The sequence below is a fragment of the uncultured Ruminococcus sp. genome, assembly GCF_946415235.1.
GTDB lineage: Bacteria > Bacillota > Clostridia > Oscillospirales > Ruminococcaceae > Ruminococcus.
The window spans coordinates 28,402-50,722 of the sequence record NZ_CAMKRR010000013.1; the positions used below are offsets into that span (position 1 = coordinate 28,402).

At 47.8% G+C, this 22,321-nt stretch carries 19 protein-coding genes and 1 pseudogene; 11 read left to right on the forward strand and 9 right to left on the reverse strand.

Going from position 1 to position 22,321, the window contains the following annotated elements; all coding sequences use genetic code 11:
- Position 1: 1 nt before the first annotated feature.
- Positions 2–1,534: a cardiolipin synthase gene (gene cls / locus Q0R37_RS04950; protein ID WP_294752052.1), complete on the reverse strand. Its 1,533-nt coding sequence runs from the start codon at positions 1,532–1,534 to the stop codon at positions 2–4.
- Positions 1,535–1,608: 74 nt separating this feature from the next.
- Between cls and Q0R37_RS04955 the strand changes: the two genes are divergently transcribed.
- From Q0R37_RS04955 to Q0R37_RS05000, 10 genes are all read left to right on the forward strand, one after another.
- Positions 1,609–2,055: an acyl-CoA thioesterase gene (locus Q0R37_RS04955; protein ID WP_294752055.1), complete on the forward strand. Its 447-nt coding sequence runs from the start codon at positions 1,609–1,611 to the stop codon at positions 2,053–2,055.
- Between the two features lie 360 nt (positions 2,056–2,415).
- Positions 2,416–2,628, forward strand: a complete 213-nt coding sequence (locus Q0R37_RS04960) for a FeoA family protein (RefSeq protein WP_074717498.1) — start codon at positions 2,416–2,418, stop codon at positions 2,626–2,628.
- A gap of 14 nt (positions 2,629–2,642) precedes the next feature.
- A complete protein-coding gene (locus Q0R37_RS04965; RefSeq protein ID WP_294752063.1) occupies positions 2,643–2,864 on the forward strand; it encodes a ferrous iron transport protein A in 222 nt (73 codons plus the stop codon).
- A 75-nt stretch (positions 2,865–2,939) separates the two neighbouring features.
- On the forward strand, positions 2,940–5,351 hold the full coding sequence (locus tag Q0R37_RS04970; RefSeq protein WP_294752065.1) for a ferrous iron transporter B: 2,412 nt from the start codon (positions 2,940–2,942) through the stop codon (positions 5,349–5,351).
- A gap of 12 nt (positions 5,352–5,363) precedes the next feature.
- Positions 5,364–5,537, forward strand: a complete 174-nt coding sequence (locus Q0R37_RS04975; RefSeq protein ID WP_294752068.1) for a FeoB-associated Cys-rich membrane protein — start codon at positions 5,364–5,366, stop codon at positions 5,535–5,537.
- 89 nt (positions 5,538–5,626) lie between these two features.
- Positions 5,627–5,926 carry a DUF2325 domain-containing protein gene (locus Q0R37_RS04980; protein ID WP_294752071.1) on the forward strand — a complete coding sequence of 100 codons (300 nt, stop codon included), beginning with the start codon at positions 5,627–5,629 and terminating at the stop codon, positions 5,924–5,926.
- Complete coding sequence (locus tag Q0R37_RS04985; RefSeq protein ID WP_294752074.1) at positions 5,913–6,476, forward strand: DUF3793 family protein; 564 nt, start codon at positions 5,913–5,915, stop codon at positions 6,474–6,476. Before Q0R37_RS04980 ends, Q0R37_RS04985 begins: the two co-directional genes overlap by 14 nt.
- 13 nt (positions 6,477–6,489) lie before the next feature.
- Complete coding sequence (locus tag Q0R37_RS04990; RefSeq protein WP_294752076.1) at positions 6,490–6,894, forward strand: flavodoxin; 405 nt, start codon at positions 6,490–6,492, stop codon at positions 6,892–6,894.
- Positions 6,895–6,906: 12 nt separating this feature from the next.
- Positions 6,907–8,406 (forward strand): hemoblobin-interacting domain-containing protein, encoded by a 1,500-nt coding sequence (locus tag Q0R37_RS04995; protein ID WP_294752079.1) that lies wholly within the window; start codon positions 6,907–6,909, stop codon positions 8,404–8,406.
- A 73-nt stretch (positions 8,407–8,479) separates the two neighbouring features.
- Positions 8,480–9,817 (forward strand): FMN-binding protein, encoded by a 1,338-nt coding sequence (locus Q0R37_RS05000; protein WP_294752081.1) that lies wholly within the window; start codon positions 8,480–8,482, stop codon positions 9,815–9,817.
- A gap of 138 nt (positions 9,818–9,955) precedes the next feature.
- Here the strand turns inward: Q0R37_RS05000 and Q0R37_RS05005 are convergent, their stop codons facing one another.
- The 8 genes from Q0R37_RS05005 to Q0R37_RS05040 all read right to left on the reverse strand — a co-directional run bounded on the left by Q0R37_RS05005 (position 9,956) and on the right by Q0R37_RS05040 (position 21,961).
- Positions 9,956–11,359 (reverse strand): family 16 glycosylhydrolase, encoded by a 1,404-nt coding sequence (locus Q0R37_RS05005; RefSeq protein WP_294752083.1) that lies wholly within the window; start codon positions 11,357–11,359, stop codon positions 9,956–9,958.
- A gap of 176 nt (positions 11,360–11,535) precedes the next feature.
- Positions 11,536–13,050, reverse strand: coding sequence for a glycoside hydrolase family 3 protein (locus tag Q0R37_RS05010; RefSeq protein WP_294752085.1), 1,515 nt, complete (start codon positions 13,048–13,050; stop codon positions 11,536–11,538).
- A 120-nt stretch (positions 13,051–13,170) separates the two neighbouring features.
- Positions 13,171–14,547, reverse strand: coding sequence for a DNA repair protein RadA (radA, locus tag Q0R37_RS05015; protein WP_294752088.1), 1,377 nt, complete (start codon positions 14,545–14,547; stop codon positions 13,171–13,173).
- A gap of 11 nt (positions 14,548–14,558) precedes the next feature.
- The gene (locus tag Q0R37_RS05020; protein WP_294752090.1) at positions 14,559–15,620 is read right to left on the reverse strand and encodes a hypothetical protein; all 1,062 of its coding nucleotides are present in this window, start codon (positions 15,618–15,620) and stop codon (positions 14,559–14,561) included.
- Positions 15,621–15,776: 156 nt separating this feature from the next.
- Entirely contained in the window at positions 15,777–16,142 is a 366-nt protein-coding gene (locus Q0R37_RS05025) for a hypothetical protein (RefSeq protein ID WP_294752093.1), read from the reverse strand.
- A gap of 129 nt (positions 16,143–16,271) precedes the next feature.
- On the reverse strand, positions 16,272–20,588 hold the full coding sequence (locus Q0R37_RS05030; RefSeq protein WP_294752096.1) for a glycoside hydrolase family 2 TIM barrel-domain containing protein: 4,317 nt from the start codon (positions 20,586–20,588) through the stop codon (positions 16,272–16,274).
- A 301-nt stretch (positions 20,589–20,889) separates the two neighbouring features.
- Positions 20,890–21,225: a hypothetical protein gene (locus Q0R37_RS05035; RefSeq protein WP_294752099.1), complete on the reverse strand. Its 336-nt coding sequence runs from the start codon at positions 21,223–21,225 to the stop codon at positions 20,890–20,892.
- A gap of 34 nt (positions 21,226–21,259) precedes the next feature.
- The gene (locus tag Q0R37_RS05040) at positions 21,260–21,961 is read right to left on the reverse strand and encodes a GTP pyrophosphokinase family protein (protein ID WP_294752102.1); all 702 of its coding nucleotides are present in this window, start codon (positions 21,959–21,961) and stop codon (positions 21,260–21,262) included.
- Positions 21,962–22,093: 132 nt separating this feature from the next.
- Between Q0R37_RS05040 and Q0R37_RS05045 the strand changes: the two are divergent.
- Positions 22,094–22,270, forward strand: a pseudogene (locus Q0R37_RS05045) (transcriptional regulator); the annotation flags it as partial.
- Between the last annotated feature and the right edge of the window lie 51 nt (positions 22,271–22,321).

The window sequence follows — 22,321 nt, forward strand, 5'->3', positions numbered from 1 at the left end:
ATCACAGCAGGGGAGCAAATATATTAAGTATTGCCCCTGCTATTTTTTTGGCTACAGACCTTTGCGAGCATTCCTCTGCGGTTATGAGGTGGGAAGCCTTTATCGTCGTTTCAAAGTCGGCAGCTATTTCCTTTATCACGGGAATATCGTAGAGAACAGAGCCGCATTCAAAATGCAGGTAAAAGCTGCGGTAATCAAAGTTTATTGTCCCCACTACAGCTGTCAGACCGTCGGCAACACAGGTCTTGGCATGGATAAATCCCGGGGTATATTCGTATATCCTTACTCCCATTGCCGTAAGTCTTTCGTAGTTGTTCCATGCTATCATATGGACATACCATTTATCGGGGATATGGGGAGTTATTATCCTTACATCAACGCCTTTTTTTGCGGCAAATCCAAGAGCATTGGTCATTTCCTCGTCAAGTATGAGATAAGGGGTGGTTATGCATACATAATTCCTTGCATTGCTGATAAGCTCAAGGTATACCCGCTTTCCCACAGGCTCTTCATCAAGAGGTGAATCCGAGAAGGGCTGTATAAAGCCGCCATAACGGTTTATATCAGCGTTTGCGGAGAGCGGCGGAGAGAATTTGCGGATATCATCGCTTTCCGCCTTTTCCCACAGCTGCAAAAACATTACAGTGTAGTTCCAGACAGCCTTTCCGCGGACCATTATGGCTGTATCCTTCCAGTGGCCGAAGCGCTCTATGCGGTTGATATACTCGTCTGCAATGTTAGTTCCGCCGTTGAATGCCGTATGACCGTCTATGACAACTATCTTGCGGTGGTCGCGGTTGTTCTGTACCGAGGATATCATGGGGCGGAAGGGATTGAATACCTTGCATTTCACACCGTTTTCCGCAAGCCTGCGGAAGGGCTTTACGGAATTGAGCATCCCCGTGCCTATGCCGTCATACATGAGCCTTACGTCAACGCCCTGCTTTGCCTTGCGGATAAGCAGCTCTGACATCGTATCGAACATATAGCCCTTGGTGATTATAAAGAATTCGAGGAATATAAAATGCTCGGCTTTTTCAAGCTCTGCAATAAGCCGCTCAAACTGCATTTCTCCCAGCGGGAAATACTGCGTATCGGTATTGCGGTATACGGGGTACAGTCCGTAATCTGATATATAACGCGCTAAATTGAGAGAATCAGGACAGTAATGAGAAAGCTCGTCCATTACGGCTTTATCCTGCACGAGCAGCTCCTTTGACTGCTTCTGATTACGCATATCCAATGATTTCGGGAATTGCTGCGAAAGCTTGAGATACAGATAGGAAACTCCTCCGAAAAGCGGGAAGATGCTTATTGCCACTATCCATGCCATTCTGTAGGATATAGGCTCGTTTTTGTTTGTGATGTATACAAGGAGCACGATATCGAGTACTATCAGCAGGAAATACACCAGAACAAAGCGCTCGCCAAGACTTGTCACCATAAACATCAGGAAGAATATCTGCAAAAGCAGAAGTATAACAAAAGCCGCATTTGTACTGAGCAGGCTGCTAAGCAGTTTTTTCAGCTTCATAGCTCACCTCCGACGATAATATTTTTCATAATGATATTATTATACCACATTTTTTTAATGAAAGGAAGATTATTTTGAACAAAATCCGACCATATGAAAGAAAAGTTTTTTACTACGAAACTGACAAAATGGGGATAGTTCACCATTCAAACTACATCCGCATATTCGAGGAAGCACGTGTTCACTATCTCGGTGAAGCGGGGATGCCTTTCCCTGAAATAGAGGCTCTGGGCATAGTGATGCCCGTTCTGTCCGTGGAAGCTGTATACAAGCGCCCCCTCAGATTTGACGAGCCTTTTGCAGTATATCTGAAGATAGACAATTTCAACGGTGCTTCGCTCCATGTTTCGTACAGGATAATAAGCCGCGAAACGGGTCTTGTATGTACAGAGGGAAGCTCTTCGCACTGTTTTACGGATAATGATCTTAAGGTCATCCGCACAAAAAACAAATACCCCGAGGTCTACGACGTGTTCGCAAAATACAGCGGACTTGACTTCGAGGAAATTTTTGAAGGCTGAGGCAGGAGATATAATAAAAGGCATACTATTATAATGCATTTATAATAATGATCGGGGGAGACTCTTTTCTGAAGGGGCTCCCTTGTCTTTTTCAGCAGTCATATCAGCTGTTGCGTTTGGTTAATCGCAGTTGATGCAGATCTGTCGGTAAGCTAAGAGTAATTCTTAATATAATACTGAAATTGTGTTAGTTTATACTCACATTTTGTTATTGTATACAAACTTTTTCTGCCAACTTTTCAAATCGTTGACAAATCAAAGCTGAGGTGATATTATTTATACGTTATAAAGCACTAACATAATAAGCAGAATGTCACACCACTGTATCATGATAAAATAATTGGATCGGAAGGATGAGAAATGATGCCGCTTAGTTTAGCAGAGCCCGAAAAGGAGCTGACTATCAAGAAGCTGGGAGGAACTCCCGAGATACGTCAGCATCTTGAAAATCTCGGATTTACTGTCGGCGGAACAGTCAAGCTCATAAATGTGCTTGGAGAGAACGTCATTGTCAAAGTCAAGGAGTCACGTATCGCTATCGGTGCGGACATGGCTCGGAGAATAATGGTCTGATAGGGGTGATGATAATGAAAACGCTTAGAGAAACAGCTGTAGGTTCTACTGCAAGGGTGAAGAAGCTCCACGGAGAGGGTGCAATAAAACGCCGCATAATGGACATGGGACTTACAAAGGGTACGGAGGTATTCGTCCGCAAGGTAGCTCCTCTCGGTGACCCCATAGAGATAAAGGTCCGCGGCTACGAGCTTTCACTGCGTAAGGCAGACGCTGAGCTTATCGAGGTCGAATGATAAGGCAAAAGGACTTTTTCAGTCCTTATGTTTTGATATTGTGTTAGTTTTTAATAACTTGAAAGGAAGATATAAATGGAACTGCGAATAGCACTTGCAGGCAACCCGAACGCAGGTAAGACTACCCTGTTCAATGCACTCACGGGTTCAAACCAGTTCGTCGGAAACTGGCCCGGAGTTACTGTTGAGAAGAAGGAGGGAAAGCTCAAAAAGCACAGTGATGTCATCATCACCGATCTGCCGGGAATATACTCATTATCACCTTATACTCTTGAAGAAGTCGTTGCAAGAAATTACCTTATCGAAACCAGACCTGACGCTATACTGAATATAATCGACGGAACTAATCTTGAAAGAAATCTCTACCTGACAACTCAGCTCGTTGAGCTCGGCATACCCGTTGTCCTTGCAATAAACATGATGGACGTCGTGAAGAAAAACGGCGACAAGATCAACATTGCACAGCTCTCTAAGCAGCTGGGATGTAAGATAGTTGAGATATCCGCCCTGAAAGGCACCGGCATTGACGAAGCTGCCGAGGCAGCGATAAGTGCTGCGAAGAATTCAAAGACCATACCTCAGCATACCTTCAGCGGCCCAGTTGAACACGCTATCGCTCATATCGAAGAAGCAGTGCTTCACGATATGCCCGAGGAGCAGCAGCGCTGGTACGCTATAAAGGTGTTTGAACGCGATGAAAAGGTACTCGAAAAGCTGAACATCCCCGAAAGTACAATGAAGCATATCGAAGAGGATATAGCTGCTGCGGAAAAGGAGCTTGACGACGACGCGGAAAGTATCATCACCAACGAGCGCTATATCTACATAGCAGACGTTATCAAGGCGTCATACAAGAAGAAAAATGCAGGCAGCCTTACAGCTTCCGACAAGATAGACAAGGTCGTTACCAACCGCTGGCTGGGACTTCCGATTTTTGCGGTCATTATGACACTTGTTTATCTCATTGCAATGAAGGGCCCCGGAGCATGGGCTACGGACTGGACCAATGACAACCTCTTCGGTGACGGCTTCCATCTGCTTGGCATCGGCTCATCTGCATACTCCGAGGTTGCCGGCGAATACGCAGAAGCACAGCAGATAATAGACGGCTATGACGCTTACGTTGAAGAAAAGGGGAGTGCTCCCGAAGGCGAGTTCACATATACTGTGGAGGACGAGGAGACTCTTGAGACAACAGAGGAAACAGCTTCTCTTGAGGATTACAATGAAGCGCTGAGCACAGTTGAAAGAATAGGCGATGAGCCTGATCCTGCCGATTACGGCGTGTTTGTGCCCAGTATCCCTGCTATAATCGAAAGCGGTCTTGACAAAGTCGGTGCAGCTGACTGGCTGAAGGGTCTTGTTCTTGACGGTATCGTTGCAGGTGTAGGAGCGGTTCTCGGATTCGTACCGCAGATGTTAGTGCTCTTCTTCCTGCTTGCTTTCCTTGAAGCCTGCGGATATATGGCACGTATTGCATTCGTTCTCGACCGTGTGTTCAGAAAGTTCGGCCTCTCGGGAAAGTCCTTCATACCTATGCTTGTAGGCGTGGGCTGCGGAGTTCCCGGCATCATGGCTTCGAGAACTATCGAAAACGAGCGCGACAGACGCATGACCGTCATTACTACCACATTCATTCCCTGCGGTGCTAAGGTACCGTTCATTGCAATGATCGCGGGAGCTATCTTTGACGGTTCACCTCTTATCTCGGTATCGGCTTACTTCATCGGCATGGCAGCTATAATCGTTTCGGGCATCATGCTGAAAAAGACAACGATGTTCTCCGGCGAGACGGCACCCTTCGTTATGGAGCTCCCTGCATACCATATGCCTACACTCAGCAATGTTCTCCGTTCAATGTGGGAGCGCGGCTGGTCATTCATCAAGAAGGCAGGTTCTATCATACTCATATCAACTATTGCTGTATGGTTCCTGTCACGCTTCGGAACAGTAGACGGCAGCTTCACAATGCTTGAGGAGGATCAGCTTGACAGCTCACTCCTTGCAGGCTTCGGCTCACTTATCGCGTGGATATTCACTCCGCTCGGCTGGGGCAACTGGCAGGCAGCTGTTGCTTCAATCACCGGACTCGTTGCAAAGGAAAATATTGTCGGAACTATGGGCGTACTCTATGGCGGCGGCGACGGTACTGTATGGCAGACCCTTGCTGCAAAGTTCACAGGCATCACCGGCTTCTCGTTCCTTGTGTTCAATCTCCTCTGTGCTCCATGCTTTGCAGCTATCGGAGCTATCAAGCGTGAGATGAACAATGCTAAGTGGACTGCATTCGCTATCATTTATCAGTGCGGATTTGCTTATGCTATCGCTCTTATGATAACACAGTTCGGCGGACTTTTCACAGGCAAGACAAATGTTATCGGCGTTATCGCGGCTGCTCTGATACTTCTGTTCATGTGCTATATGCTCTTTGTGAAGAAGTACCATGAGGCTTCAAAGTTCAAGGGCAATGTAAAGGTAAAGGCATAAAGGAGTGATAATATGCTCGCATGGCTGACTGAAAATCTTGGTACTATCATCGTATCGCTGATACTTATTGCAGTTGTTGCACTGATAATTGTAAAAATGGCAAAGGACAGGAAAAACGGTAAAAGTACGGGGGGCTGCGGCTGTGGCTGCGAGCATTGCGCCATGCATGGGAAATGCCATAAGTAAATAACACATAAACATAATAACGGGGCGATACATACATCGCCCCATACAAAAGCATATCAATTAGTATCAACTAACACAAAGGAGGAATTATGAGCATAGTTATCGTTGGCGGCAATGACCGCATGGCAACACGTTATCAGGATATCTGCAAATCATTCAATCACAAGTCCAAGGTCTTTACTCAGATGCCTGCGGACTTCGAGAACAAGCTTGGAACTCCTGATCTTATGGTGGTTTTCACAGGAACCTGTTCCCATAAAATGCTCGGAGCTGTCAAGAAAAGCTCCGAGAAAAAAGGCGTGCCAGTTGAGCACGTTCACAGCTCAAGTGTAAGCGCATTGAAACAGCTGCTTACAGAGATAAAGGGGAGAAAATATGTCCGAAGCTGAGCGCAGAAGCATTGACAGCTGTTTGGCTTTTCACAGTGCACCTACTCTCCTCGGAGTTAAATGCGCTAACCTTATTTCCTTTGATATACACGAGGGGACCATTGCCGAGTATCTGCAAGAATTCAAAGCAATGGCGTCAGGAAAAGGACTTATGGCAATGCAGCTTTGCAGATGCCGCAGGCGTACACTTGTATATATATGCAACGAGAAAATGCTGACTGCATGGCTCGGTATGCCGCAAGTGCGGCAATTCCTTTCAGAATACGGCTATACCTGCGATATGAGCCTTGAACAAAAGCTCCGCAGGCTGTCACGCCGTATGAGCTGCGGCAGCTTTCCTCACGAGATAGGTGCTTTTCTCGGTTATCCCGTGGAGGATATCAGGGGATTTATCAGCAACAGCGGCAGGAACTGCCTGCTGTGCGGCTACTGGAAGGTCTACGGAAATGCCGAAAAGGCGCGGCGGACATTCAGAACTTACGATCGCTGCAGGAATATCCTGTTCGATAGATTAAATCACGGCATGAGTTTATTTCAAGCCATAAAATAATAGGAGGTCTTTTATGAAAACAGCAGTAATTTATTGGAGCGGCACGGGCAATACCGAGGCTATGGCAAAGGCAGCAGCCGAGGGTGCGAATGCAGAGCTCTTCGAGGTATCTGAGTTCAAGGGCAATGCCGCAGACTATGATGCATTTGCATTCGGATGCCCTGCAATGGGTGCAGAGGTACTTGAGGAAGATACATTCGAGCCATTCTTCACAGGTATCGAGGCTTCGCTCAGCGGCAAGAAAGTGCTTCTTTTCGGCTCTTACGGCTGGGGCGACGGCGAATGGATGCGTAACTGGTACGACCGTACAAAGGCAGCGGGTGCGGAGCTTATCGGTGATGAGGGCTTTATCGTAAACGAAGCTGCTTCAGACGATGATCTTGCAAAGCTTAAAGAGCTTGCTTCACAGCTTGCATAAGGAGATAATGAAATGAAGAAGATAACATCATTTTTATGCGCTGCAGCCTGCATGGCAGCTTATGCGGTACCTTTTACAGCAAATGCCGCCGACAGCGACAAGGTATACGGCACTATGAATATCCCATACGCTGATTTCTACGCGGCCGAGCTCAATAACAGCGTGCCCGTTGACGCAGTTTCTTCTGCGACCACAAACAAGTGGAAGGGCAACAATACGGGAAGCATGGGCGATGACGGAAAGTGGCAGAGCGGCGGACTTGCCGCAGGTACTTTCAATACCGAGACCGAAAACGGCGGAGGAAAGATCCTCGGCGTTACATATCCTGTTGAGATATCCAAGGAGGACCTTGAAAAGCTCAGCGACAAAATGGGATTTACCGAGCTTTCAGAGAAGCCGAAAGCATATAAGCCTGTTACAGTGGAAAGCGGCAAGGCGTCCTTCGGAAAGCTCGTTGATACAGACGGTGAGGAGGCTCTCAGCGGAGAAATGACGGTAACGAGCCTTTCAAGTTGGGGTGACTATCAGATAAATGTTAAGGGTATACCCGCAAACTGCGATATCTACGGCGTTATCGTAAAGACAAAAGAAGGTACGGACTACGGTATGCGCGCTCTTGAGAACATATGGCGAAACGGTGCTATATCATGGGGCGCAGGCGTCAAGGAGAAGGAGCCTCACGGAAATGTCCTCTCCTCTGAGCACTACAAGTCATCACAGGGACAGACTATCACAGACGTTACATTCATCACGCTCAACGGCTACAGCACTCTTTCGGGACAGAACGGATATCTTCCTTTAAAGTTTGCCGATAGTCTTACAGTTGAGAGCGGCAAGTCGGGCAAGGGCACTGTTACCTTTGATAATTCTTCTTTCCCTGCCGATTACAAGATGAAGGGCACAGTTGCAGACGGCTTTACGGTATCGGGCAATACTGTAAGCTACAATAACGCACAGCCGGGAAATTACACACTTACCGTGTCCGATGAGGGCGGCAAGTATTCCGATGTAAGAGGAAGCTTTACACTTACCACCGACGCTATACCCGTAAAGTATTCCGACGGCAAGCTTGTGGCTGCTGACGGAGCTTCACTGACAGACGCTGCAAACTACCTGAAAAACATCTCAGCCGTAACTGTAGGCGAAAAGAGATACGCCGCAGGCAGACGCGGAGCAACTATCATCGACTCTCAGACAGGTGAGATAAAGCTTGACGCAAAGTCGGGTGAGGAAAATGTATTCGACGGCTCGGGCAAGTATAAGCTCACAGTTGAATCAACTGGCTATGAGAAGAATTACGAGTTTGAGATAAACGATCAGGCTGCTGAAACTACTACTGCTGCAACAACTTCAAAGACAACTTCAACGCCCAAGACAACAACTGCTGCAGCTGCAAAAACGACTTCAAGCTCCAACAGTCCGAAAACAGGCACAGACGGAATTGCACTGCCTGCTGCTTTCCTTGCACTTGCAGGTGTATCTGCATTTGCATTAAGAAAGAAGAAAGACTGACCAACTCTCCATTCTGAATTATGACCTCTGCGGCTCATGCTGCGGAGGTCAGATACTGTAAAGAGGTATATTTATGTTATTTTTGATCGCACTTTTTATAGCAATACTTACTGCTTTTTGTCTTGACAAGCCGCTGAAGAAATGTCCTGCGGCTTTCTATATCACGGCAGCTGTACTCACAGCTGCTTCAGTCGTTGTTACGCAGTCGGATATGACTGTATCAAGCAGATTTGTCCGTGAATATGTTATCGGCATATTCTCCCGCGGAGCTCTCGGAACTGCATTCTGGGCAGTGGTCATGTGGGCAGGTGCTCTGCCGAACGGTTCGGCTCCCATAAAGAAGCTCATGCCCATACGCGGTGAGCTGTCAATAACTGCGGCGATACTTACGTTTTCGCATATCATAACATACGGTATGACGTACATAACAAATCTTATCAAGGGCAGAACAGGCTCTGATTTCGTTATCACAAGCATCGTATGTCTTGCAATGGTGCTTATAATGACGCCGCTCACAGTTATGTCCTTCAAGAAGATACGCAAAAAGATGAACGCTAAAACATGGAAGAAGATACAGCGCCTTGCGTATATTTTTTATGCACTTATCTTTATCCATATCCTTGTACTTTTTGTACCAAAGGCACAGAAGGGCAGAGAGGGATATTTCCTCAGTATCCTTGTTTACAGTGCGGTTTTCGTCGGATATGCCGTAATGCGTATCAGGAAGTACTTTATTGCAAGCAAAAAGCCCGAAAAGAATACCATTCCAAATATTGTATGCGCCTGTGCTTTTGTTCTGCCTGTAGCACTTACGGGAGCTCTGGCTCATAACGGCGGCAAAGATACTGCAAAGCCTGAGGAAATTGTCAGTGATAACGCGGCAACTTTTACATTTGCTCCCGAGACCACTGCCGTGGGAACTGCTTTAACTACTTCAGGCGGCAGTATAAAGAGTACGGGAACTGCTTCGGCGACAACTAAGACATCGGAAACTGCCATCACAGAAACCGAAACAACAAAGGTAACTGACGAAAATAAAGAGTCGGCAGAAACTGAAAAGCATGAGGAACAAAATGACGAGCCCGAACAGGAGCAGCATGAGGAAGCTCAGACAGCAGAGCCGCAGCCGACTTATATTTTCCGCAGCGGTGAATATGAGGGTGAAGCCGAGGGCTACGCAGGAAAGGTCCACGTAAAGCTTGCCATAGAAAATGACACTATAACAAGCATTTCCGCATGGGCTGACGAGGACGATCCCGAGTACTTCAGTGATGCCATGAATACAGTTATCCCGCAGATAGGCGCAAAGGTCAGCGCAGACGGTATAGATGCCTGCTCGGGTGCGACCTACAGTTCAAACGGTATCATCGAAGCAGCGCGAAAAGCTCTTGAACAGGCGCGTATTCAGTGATCCGTAAAAAGGCAAGTGATCTTACTGCTTCAAATATGCATGAAAAAAAGACAGATACCTCTTTCGGAAGTATCTGTCTTTTATTATTGATTACTGTATCTGTGTGGTACGCCTGCTGTTTTATGGCTGCAACGCGGATTATTCTATCTCTTCCACTCTTACATCAGAGATGTATACTGTTGCAGTTGAGCCTCTGTGACCGAGATTGAATTCAAGGCGGCCGTTATTGTCGTCCTTTTCCTTCATCTCGAAGTCATAGGTGAATGTCTGCTTTTCGGGAGTTACCTTGAGAGTTGTATCCTTAAGATAGCGTATCCAGCCTGCGGAAGGAGCTGAAACGCATACGATGATATCTCTTTCCTCATCTGCATACGCATCAAAGGTCACACGGTACTTCTTTCCCTTTATCATAGGAAGATCGGGCTGTACGAGCTGTACTGAATAGTCCTCCGTGCCTTCTTTTTCCGAGGTTATGACTATCATATTGTCTCTGATCTCGGCTGCGCCCTCGCCGCCGTTGAACAGCAGGAATTTCCAGTTGACGTCGTCTGTAAGGTCCTCAGCCTCAGAGAAATCACCGTTGAATATGAAGTTGCCATCCTCAAGTGCCTGACGGAATTCCTTTTCGGGCTTCTTGACATTGGTATCATATTCGGGCTTCTGATAAACTCTTACGTAGTCTATCTCAAATTCTGCCTTGTCGAAATCTGTGGTAGCATCAGGATCACCGGGCCATGTACCGCCGACTGCAAGGTTCATCTGAACGAAGAAGGGCTGGTCGAAGGGAGCGGGATAGGGCTTCTCGTCCTCGCCCTGAACGGCTGTGAACCAGTCGTTGGCTGTATTGTAGAGGTTGCCGTCGATATACCAGCGTATCTCGCCGGGCTCCCACTCCACTGAGTACTCGTGGAAGCTGTCGGCATAGGTCTGCCCTGTCAGTCCCCACGTGCCCTGCTGCTCACCGTGAGGCTCGCCGTAGTGGAGAGTTCCGTAAGCTGTGCTGACATCGTTTCCGAGGACCTCCATAATGTCGATCTCGCCGCACTTAGGCCACTGACCGTAGAAGCTCTCGTCCTTGGGCATCATCCATATTGCAGGCCAGAGTCCCTGACCCTCGGGAACTTTAGCGCTTACTACTACCTTGCCGTAGGTAAAATCGGTCTTGTTCTGACCTGTTACCTTGCCCGAGGTATAGTAGTCCTTGCCGTTCTTCTCTGACTTTATAGCCTTTATGACCAGCTTTCCGCCGCGGAGGAACACGTTATCCGTTGAGGTAGTATATTCCTGTAATTCCTCGTTTGTCCAGCCCGGCTCGTGGGGCTCGTAGTTCCATTTTGTCTCATCGAGAGCACTGTCGCTGAACTCGTCGTTCCAGAGCAGTGAGTAGCCGTCGAGCTCGGGTACGTCAACAGCTTCTGTGGCTGCTTCAGTCTTGGCTTCGGCGGGCTTGTCGTTCTTGGCCTCTGTATTGCCGCTGCAGCCCGCAGTGCAGGCGAGCATCGAAAGAGCAGCGAGCATTGATAAAGCTTTCATTGTTTTCATGTTTTTTCTCCTTTAAGTGTGAAAATTCATCCTTATGGTATTATTATAACTTTTTGCTGTGAAAAATGATAGTAAAATGCAGGGAATTATAGTAAACTGATGATGTAACAATAAAAGCCGTACTTTTTGAAGAGTACGGCGTTTATTATTTTTCTGAAAACCGAAAACATATTTCCTTACTTTTTAAGCAGTCCGAGAGCATATTTTTTCCTCAGTATACGCATAACGCTTTCGTCTATGCGTTTTTCGGATATCTCTCCGCTGCGTACAGCTTCACATACCGCATTGACTGCTTCCCTGTAGTCAACGGGCATCAGTATTATATCTATGCCCGCTTTTATGGAGAGCTTTGCAGCTTCGCCCGAGGTATAGACCTTGGATATGGTGTTCATCTGCTGTGAGTCGGTTATGGCTATGCCCTCGAAGCCAAGCTCTCCGCGGAGCATTTCCGTGACTGCTTTGTATGAAAGGTCGCAGGGGAGTTCATCACCGAAGCCCGTTACTGTCTGATGACCTACAAGGACGAAATCCGCACCCGCATTTATTCCCTCCGAGAACGGGATAAACTCCGTTTGACGAAGCTCGTCAAGAGTGCGTTCTATGACTACTGTGGAATTTGTATGGGTATTGCCTTTTTCAGCGCCAAGTCCCGGGAAATGTTTAAGTGTGGCGCATACTCCCTCGTCCCTGAGTCCCCTGACTACGTAAGAGGACATATTTGCGACTACATTCGGGTCATCACTGAATATACGGTTCCCAAGCTCGTTGGAGCTGCATATATTTACATCCGCAACGGGTGCAAAGTCCACATTGAAGCCGAGTGCTTTCAGGTCTTTGCCGATGGAGCTGCCTATATTGTAAGCAGTTCCGCTGTCATTGTCCTTGCCGTAGTGTGCCATGCTGTCGAATTTAGCGGTGCCGAGTTTCTGAGCGCAGCGGGCGACTTCTCCGCCCTCCTCGTCAACGGCAGTGAAAAGTCCTATGCCGCAGGCTTCCGCAGCGTATTCCTGTGTGGTGCTTATCATTTTTTTCATCTGCTCCTGCGAGGTCATATTCTTGGCAAAGTAAATGATACCGCCCACAGGAACTTCTCTGATAGCTTTTCGTGTTCCGTCGCCTACCTGCGTCATGGTAGATATTCCCGTAAGAGCTTCGGGAGTTACCATGAACATCTGTCCTACCTTCTGCTCCAGTGTCATGCCGTCAAGAACTGTCTTGGGCAGAGGAGTACTTCTGGCAGTAGTCGTGGTCTCCGCAAGTGTTGTTACTGAGGTCGTAGCTGTCATTGCAGTTGTAGTAGTCTCTGAGGTAGTGGTAGATGTTATTTCGCTGTTCTGAGTATGTTCATGCTCATAGCTGTCGTTATTCTGCTCAGTCTGATGAGAAGTTACCGCTTCGGTATGCTTCTGCTCATGCTGAGCTTCACTTTTGGGCTGTGTATGCGGAGCTTCAGTGGATACAGCTTCTGTCTTTGACGCAGCTGATGAAGTAGTTTCGGTTTTTACGGCAGATGTAGTTTTTGTCTCTGCCTGTGTATAAGAAGTGGTCATGTCTGTATGTAAAGGCTCTGTTTCGGTGGTTTCAGTACCGATCGTTTCCGTACTGCTGTTTTCGGCGGGAGAGATGCCGCCGCAGCCTGTAAGAAGCAGGCTGAGAGAAAGCAGAGCCGCAGTATATTTTCTGTGTTTCAATGTTGATTCCCCCTGTAAAGGTTCTACATAAAGATTATATCATAAAATAATCATTAAATCAACAGTAACAGAGAAAAAGCGAATAAAAAATCGGGAGCAAAAGCTCCCGATAGCCGAAAACTATTTTATTGCCGCAAAAGCCTGTTTAAGAGTGCTTGCGGGAATGATCTCAATGTCATGATCCTTTGGGTCTATGGAGGACATGGACTGCTTCGGCACAACGCAGGTCCTGAAGCCCATTCTTTCGGCTTCGTGTATACGCTGTACTATATGCGATACTGAGCGTATCTCGCCGCCGAGACCTATCTCTCCGAAGGCTACGAGCTCCTCGTCTATCTGCTTGTCCATTATTCCCGAGTAAAGCGCCATAGCGACGGGAAGATCGCCTGCGGGCTCGTCAAGACGAAATCCGCCTACGATATTAAGGTATACGTCAAGGCTTCCCATGAATATCCCCAGCCTTTTTTCAAGGACTGCGATTATGATATTCAGTCTGTTGAAATCAAAGCCCGTGACCATACGCCTCGGCGCAGAATAGCTGGTTTTCGCCGCAAGCGCCTGTACCTCCGCAAGTATGGGACGGCTTCCCTCCATTACACAGGAAACGCAGGTGCCCGATACGTTGTGAGGTCTGCCTGCAAGGAGCATCTGCGACGGATTTGCAACCTCGCGGAGTCCCTTGTCGATCATCTCAAATACTCCGATCTCGTTTGTAGAGCCGAAACGGTTCTTGACAGCTCTAAGTATACGGTAGCTCTGATGACGTTCACCCTCGAAATAGAGCACGGCGTCAACTATATGCTCCATGACCTTCGGACCTGCTATAGCTCCGTCCTTGTTCACATGACCGACTATTATTATGGGTATCTCCTGATTTTTAGCCGTGTGCATGAAGAGATTGGTGCATTCCCTTACCTGTGTGATGCTTCCGGGACTTGAAGCTATGCGCCCTATGCTCATGGTCTGTATCGAGTCGATTATAGCTATATCGGGAGCGCTTGAAGCTATCGTCTGAGCGATCACTTCCGCGTCTGTCGCTGTGAGTATATACAGGTTTTCCGTATCGACACCGAGACGGTTCGCACGGAGCTTTATCTGTCTTGCGGACTCTTCTCCCGAAACGTAGAGAACAGAGTGGTCTTCTCCGAGAAACTGGCATATTTGCAGAAGTATCGTACTTTTTCCTATACCCGGTTCGCCGCCGAGAAGAACAAGAGAGCCCTTCACAAGGCCTCCGCCGAGGACTCTGTTAAGCTCTCCGATACCCGTATCGTAGCGGACGTCGCTGTCAGCTCCGATATCCTGAAGCTCAAGGATATTGTCGGAAAGGTCGGGAGCAGCTCCCGAGGATAATGCAGAGCGCGAGCCTGCGGGAGCAGAGTCCGCGATATCCTCCTCAAAGCTGTTCCATGCACCGCATGACGGGCATTTGCCGTTCCATTTGGAGCTTTCGTAACCGCACTGATTACAGGTGTATATGTATTTCGATTTAGCCATTTTTTACCTCATCAGTCAAATACGAGCTTGATATTGTCGGAAGTGAGAGGATATTTTCTGCCGCATAACATGATGCTTTCTGACGGCTTGAAGCCGCTTACGCTCTCGCCCGAAAGGGTGTTGCATATGAACTTTCCCGACTGATCGGTGGAATAAAAGACATTTGCCTTTATATCAAAGCGCAGGCAGCCGTTTTCAGCGCCTGAGGCTTCGATCTCCTTAATGCCGTCATTATCAAGATAATACACGTTCACAGGCATTTCGTCAAGAGAGCCCGAGGATACGACTATCTCGGGGAGCTCGTTTCCGTCAAGGTCTGCAAGCTCAAATGCGGAGTCAGCGCTTGAAGCATTTTTGAGGACTTCATCGAGCTTTTCCTTGTACTTCTTCTTCTGAGCGTCCGTGAGTACTTCCTTCCAGCTCTCGCCGCAATGTATCGCATAATCCATGGCTTCGTCGCCGAAGGAGTATTTTCTTCCGACAGTGAAGCTGTCCTCCTGCTTGTAGCCGTTTACTTTTTCCTCGTATTCTGCGAGGGAAACATTGTCGCCGTTGAGCTCGTAGCGTATAACAGCTCCCGAAGAAGCGCTGTTCATATTGTTGTAGTAGCTGAAGTCGATATCATAAAATCCCTCGTTATATTTCTGATATTCACCGATAGTGAATTCCTCGCCCTCATATTCGTAGCCGATAACGAGAAGTGAGGGTACAAAGCTGAACTGTCCGAATGAGCCGCAGGATGCGATCTTTGCGATATCCGTCCCGATAAGGGAATAGACATCGCAGGATGCAGAGGCATCATCTGATGGAGAGATTATAAGCTCGGGGACACCGTCGCCTGTGATGTCGCAGAGATCAAACATTGATGTATCTGTAAGGTCAGCCGAGACCTTGAACTGCTCAAGCTTGTTCTGATATACCTCCTGCCAGTCGAAAGCCACGCTTTCGGGTGAAGTTTTCACTGCAAGGGGATCGGGCTGTGAGCCGAGCACGTTCTCTGTTTCAGAGCATCCTGTCATTGCGGCAAGGATAGCGGCTGCCATAACGAAGTATGCGTATCTTTTTGTTTTCACTGTTGTTGCCTCCCAAATATATACATACAAAAATTATACCACTTTTGACGATACATGTCAATTGATATTATTACATGGGATAAATAAAAAATTATGGGGATCACAGCAGCTTTTTCGTTGAAAAATAACTTTCGGGAGCAGATATGCGCGGACAGCTTATTTCTGCTTCTGTGGTCTGAGCTCCCAGAAATACTTCCTTGCAGACTGCGGAAAATCCTCCATAACGCCGTGCTCCGGGTCGTAGAAGGTGCCCTCGCAGTACAGCGACCAGTGCCAGCAGCGTGGAGTTTCAAGGCTCAGCAGAGCAAGAGGCGGCAGGTCCTCCTTGCTTTCCGCCTGTTTCCTCTCGTCGGATATCCATACTCCGTGAGCGCGGAAGGTCTGTTTCATTTCTTTCAGGTCGGTCTCTCTGTCATTGCCGAGGAGCGAGCATATATATTCGGGAGTTTTTCCCAGCACCATAGCCAGCACTGCCTGTCCGCACTGCAAGTCCGTGGGCTCGTGTATGTAGTCAATCTTCATAATATCACCTCAGAAATATTGTACCATAACACTGAAATGGTGTAAAGACTTTATTTATTGTAAAATCGTCGCCTGTTATTTGCCCGAAAAACAGAGCCATGACAAGTCGTCATGGCTCTTTGTGTTTGATTATGATTTAGGTTCAAGAGTTTTGACTATGCCGAGGAGGTACTTCTGTATACGGAGAGCATCGTTGGAAGTGATGCCCTTTACTGATGTATCAACATCGCCGTTTAGCTGTCCCTGCTCGGTGATATGGCGGCTGTCGGTGCCGTTAAGTCCGTACTTGTTCGGGTTTGCAAGGCTCTGCATGATAAGCACTGCATCGGACATATCCACGCCGCCGTCGCAGTTTGCATCGCCGTATACTGTCTTATCATCGGGAACTGTTACGTCATCGGGAGCGTCCGCAAGGTTGTCGAAATCCAGCCAAAGCTGTACGTATTCGCTGTCGGGAGCATATGCGGGTGAAGCGGTATTCTGCGATGAAAGCTCGGCTGCTGTGAGCGCCTTGCTGTATACTCTCATTTCGTAGAAGTTTGCCTGAGAATTTCTTCCTGTGTCGGGGCAGGCGCCAAGTGTAAGGTTGTAGCCCGAATGAGCAACTCCCGCAGTAGTGCCCACAGCCTTTTCTGCAAGCATTTTTCCGTCTGCGTATACGCGGAGCATATTGTTCTCGGCGTCGTATATACCGGCAACCTGATGTTTTTTTCCTATCCAGCCTGAATCTGCGCTCACGTCCATTTCATAGTAAAGACTGCGCCATTCGCCGCCTGCGTAAACGAAGAAGTCAAGAGATGAAGCCGTTGTTCGGAAGCCGAATGCATTATCGCCCTTGCCGGCGAACATATTGAACTGCTGTACGCCTGTGGGAACTACATTTACTTCAACGGTAAATGAGTTATTGCCCTCAAGTGCGGAATCGAGCCTGCTGTTGTGAGGTATGCTCACAGCGCCCGAGATGTAGTTTCCGCTGTCGTCGTGTCCGAGCCTTGCGCCGCCAGATACGGGTACTGTAAGAGCGTTGCTGCTCTTGTCCTGTACAACTGCTCCGTCGGAGCGCATTTTTGCGTAGAGAGTTGTCATATCCTGACCTGTGGCTGTCGAAGCAACAGGTACTAATGTGTATTTCCATGTATAGGGTCTGCCCGATGAAAGACGGTATTTTTCAAGAGTTGCCTGACCGCAGGTAGCGCTTCCCGTACCCATTGAGCCGTAGTCAACGCTGAGTATGGTCTCGCTTCTCGGATTAAGCTTGTAGGGGTGGTCTGCGTTCTGAAGGTCCTCGGGAGTGAAGTGGAGAGCGCTTGCTTCCACAGTGCCCTCTGATGCTATCATAAGGCTCATGTTCCTGTTTTCGTTCTGTACCGCAATCCACTTGACGTCTGTGAGGTTGCCTGTATCGTCAGCTTTCATGTACGGGTAGAACATATCAGAAACCGTGCTCTCCCATACGCCCTGTCTGCCGTTGGTCTTGCGGTCGTTGAAGGTCTCCACGGGGCCGTTTCCGTACCAGCTGAGCTTCTCGGCGCCCTCGGGGAGCTTCATTATGGAGCCCACGCGGATAAAGTTTCCGAGGCCCTTGCCGACTGCGTTTACATTGAACTCGATGTCAAGGCTGCCGTCACAGTGAACGGTATACGCTATATCTACAGTAGTGCCGCCTGCACTTGGAAGTGACAGGTGTGATATCAGCATTTTCTCGCCGCCGTCAAGCTCCTTGACGTCTATGCCTGTGCACTTGGCGCCGTTCATTGCGCCGCGCCACTTGTCATCGAATTCGCCTCTTGCTGCCCAGCCTGTGTCGTTCTCAACATTGCCGCGCCAGAAATTGGGTGCAGGACCTTCCGCAACAAGAGTTTCGCCCCTGTATGAATAGGACTTCATGAGACCTGTTGACTTTTCGATAAGCAAATTGAAGCCCGTTCCTGTGGGAACGAATGAATCGGGAGTTTCAACAACAGTTACAGGGTCGCTGCCTCTGTCGAACTTTGCAGCAGTACCGTTTGAAGCGAGAGCTATCTGTCCGTATGATATCTCTGTGCCTGCGGGCAGCATATCAGAGCCGTTCCGCACCTTGACAGACATATCGAGATAATATTCATCTCCCGAAAGCGATTTGCTCGGTATCTCAAAGGGTACTTTGACCGTGCCCCTTGTCAGCGGAGCAACATCCGCATCCTCAACAGTTCCGCTCTTTACTGCGATACCGTTTTTGAGGAGAGTCCATGTTACGTCGAAATCGCTTAAGTTCAGGAAGTTGTTCTCGTTGTATACAGATACCTCCTGTTTGTCCAGCTGAGAAGCGTCGGCTGAGAACCAGAAGCTCTGATACTGATACTTTACCTCTGCAAGCTCCGGCTGAGGAGTTCTGTCAGGGCTGATAAGTCCGTTTTCACAGAAGCTGTTGTCGTTGGGCCAGTCGCCCCAGTCGCCGCCGTAGCCGTAGTACCTGCCCTTTGCCTCTTCCGAGTAGAGATTGGTCTTGGCGTAGGGCTCGGAATAGTAGTCCCAGCCGCCGTTGGGAAGCTTCACAGCTCTTGACTGGTCTACCCAGTCCCAGATGAAGCCGCCCAGCATATTGTTCGCACTTCTGATAACGTCCCAGTACTCCTTGAGAGCGCCTACGGAGTTGCCCATAGCGTGGTCGTATTCGCACATTACGTATGGCATTTTTCCCTTGCCTGCGTTATTGCCGATAACGTCCGAGCCCGGGTACATATTGCTTCCCATATCAACGCCCATGCCGAAGCCCTGACCTTCACTGTGAACAGGACGTGAGCTGTCATTGTCCTTGAAGTACCATATCATATCGCGGAACATTCCGCCTGCGTCGCCTGCATTGCCCGTGTAGCCCATTTCGTTTCCGATAGACCATGCGACAATGGAAGGATTGTTTTTCAGGCGCTTGTAGGCTGTTTCCGTTCTGTCCATAGCAAGCTCGTAAAACAGAGCCTTGGTATTATTGTTCGTTCCGTCCTGAAGTGCGTGGCACTCCATATTCGTTTCGCCCATAACGTACATACCGTACTTGTTTGCGAGCCAGTAGAGGTAAGAATCGTTGCTGTAGTGGGAAGTTCTTATAGCGTTGATGTTGTTCTTTTTCATGAGAGCAACATCCTCGCGCATTGTCTCCTGAGGGATGGCTTTGCCGTTGAAGGGGTCTGTATCATGGCGGTTAACGCCTTTAAGAAGCAGTCTTTTGCCGTTTATGGTTATGGGCTGCCAGTTCTTTGTGGTCACGTTATACGACCAGTCAACCTCTGCCTTTGTGAAGCCAATCTCGCGGAAGCCGAGCTGCGTGGAGAGTATCTCCTGCACATTGCCCTTGTCGTCTGTTAGTTTCAGTACGAGGGCGTAGATATTGGGAGTTTCCGCCGACCAAAGCTTTGGCGACTTAACGCTCGTTTTCAGTACAGCGCTGCCGTCCCTGCCCGAAGCAAGCTCGTCCAGCTTCACGGAAGCACCGCTGAGTATGTTATTGCCTTTCTCGTCATAGGCTTCCGCAGAAACGCTCCAGCCGTTTTTTGCATTGCCCGAGGTATTGCGGATATCCATTGATATCTCAAGATTTGCGTTTGTATATGTATCATCCAGGTCGGTGAGGACTTTATAGTCACTTATCTGCACATCGGGAGAGCTTACAAGGAAAACATCGCGGAAGATACCGCCGTCGTATATCATATCCTGATCCTCGAACCATGTTCCGTCGCAGAACTTGTGTACCTCTACGGCAAGGGTGTTCTCACCGTCGGTAAGATAATCGGTAACGTCGAAGCGGTGAGGGCTGAAGGTGTCTTCGCTGTAGCCGACTGCCTGTCCGTTGATATAAACGTAGTAAGCCGACTCCACGCCGTCAAATTCAATACAGATACGTCTGCCCGACTGCCGCATACTGCTGTCAACAGTGAACTTTTTCCTGTAAAGTCCCACAGGATTGTAATTTTTGGGAGCCTGCGGCGCAGGTACGTTACTGTCGTACTTTGCCTGCCATGGCTCGCCTATATTTGTATAGATAGAATAGTCAAATCCGAGACAGGTCCAGCTTTTCGGGAGCTGTACCGTTTTCCAGCCGTGATCTGCCGATGGCTGATAGTCTGTCTTTAGGCAGCCTGCATTGATATGGGTCTGAGCCTGTTCCGAGTTCTGAACGACCACAAGATCCCAGTCCTGATCCTTGCCTGTCAGCATTTGCAGGTAATCCGACTGTTCACGCGCATTGTAGTCCCATACAGCGTTTACTGCTGCATCGGTGCTCTGATATGGTACAGGATTGCAGGAAGCTGCTTCGCGGTTAACTGCGAAAACGTCCTCTGCGCCGTTTCTTCCTGTCCACTCATTGCCTGTAAATGAAACATTTGCTGCACTTACAGATGCAGGAAACAGTGTTCCTGCGGACATTGCTGCTGTCATTAAGGCAACAGCTGCTGAAACGATACGTTTCATAAGTAATTCCTCCTTTGGATTTTAATTTCCCCTACGGAACCGAGTTCCGTTCATTCAATAATTTAATGTGCATGACAGAGCGTTAGTTAATAAATGTTGTTGATAATCTACATTATTATTGTATGCGGCGTCTGCCATTATGTTTAATATACCATAATTGTGAATTTTTTGCAACTGTTTTCGGTAAGAAAATGAGAAAATAAACATCATAATAATATTTCAATGCGTAATTTTACCAAAAATCCCCCTTTTCATGTCATGAAAAGGGGGAATGTAAATCATTTTTTTAGTCGCGGAGGAGCTACTTTGTTTTGTGATCCCTGATATAGTCACGGTATGCTTCTCTCCAGTTACGGAATCTTTTTCTGTAGTAATTGAACCTGTCTTTTCCGTATTTGTCGGCATTGTAATGGGAGGTATCGAACCATTTGCGGCGGAATTCTTCCCGTGTGTATTTCGTTTCGGTCCATGAATAATCGCTTATATCCCATGAACAGAAGAATTTACGGTACTGCTTTCCGTTCGGAACGTCAGCAGCCCTGCGAACTGCCGCAGAGGCTTTCCTTTTGAAGAATTTCTTGTTCGGATCTTTTATGTGTACAACAGGACTTTTCCTGTGCTTATAGCTTCTGCTCATAACAGACCTCCTTGTAACTCAGCATATCGGCGGCTCACGCCTGATCGTTCTCGATTATGTTTTTGATATCCTGCATACGTATGTCCCATTCGGCGCTCTGGTCGGCACACTTTTTCAGGTCGTCGGTGAGCATATCCAGCTTGTTCTGCGGCAGGTCCTTCTTGTAGCGGAGTTTATGCTCGAGACTTGCCCAGAAGTCCATAGCTATAGTGCGGAGCTGCACCTCTGCCTTTACGAGACGCTTTTCGTTTTCGAGGAAGATAGGCACTTCAACAATAAGGTGCAGGCTTCTGTAGCCATTTGGCTTGGGATTTTTTATGTAGTCCTTTTTCTCAATGAGAAATATATCGTCCTGACGCAGAAAGCAGTCAGCAAGGCGGTAGATATCCTGCACAAAGGAGCAGACTACCCTTATACCTGCTATATCCGAGACATTTTTCTCGATATCCTCAATGGTACGAGGTATATTCTTTGCTATCATCTTGCGGAAGATGCTTCCGTAGCTCTTTATCCTTGACTGTATGAATTCAATGGGATTGCTTTCGCCGTTTATGGAAAACTGCTCGTTGAGCACGCGGAATTTGGTCTCTATCTCCATAATGGCGCATTTGTAGTATGTGAAAAACTCCTTAAGGGGTATCATGTTGTTCTCAACAGCCTGCAAAAACTCTGTTTCGGACATATCCGACTCGGCTATCTCATGAAGCGACATTATGGCGTTTTTATTCTTGTCCATGTTTTTTCCTCACATATGTTTTGATGATTACATTATATCATTATTGAGTAAAAAGGTCAATTGCTTTCTCCTGATTGACACATAATCGTTGGTATGATATACTTATTTTACATTACGAAGGGGGAGAGAACAATGGCTTTTGATTACAAAAAGGAGTACAAAGAGTTCTATATGCCGAAGACCAAGCCTGAGATCATTACAGTTCCGTCCATGAATTTCGTTGCAGTCCGCGGAAAGGGTGACCCGAATGAAGAGGGCGGAGAGTATAAACGTGCTCTTGAAGTGCTCTACGCAGTTGCTTATACCATATAATAGTGCATTTGTCTACTCTATTATATGAATTCCTTAGTAACAATTCTC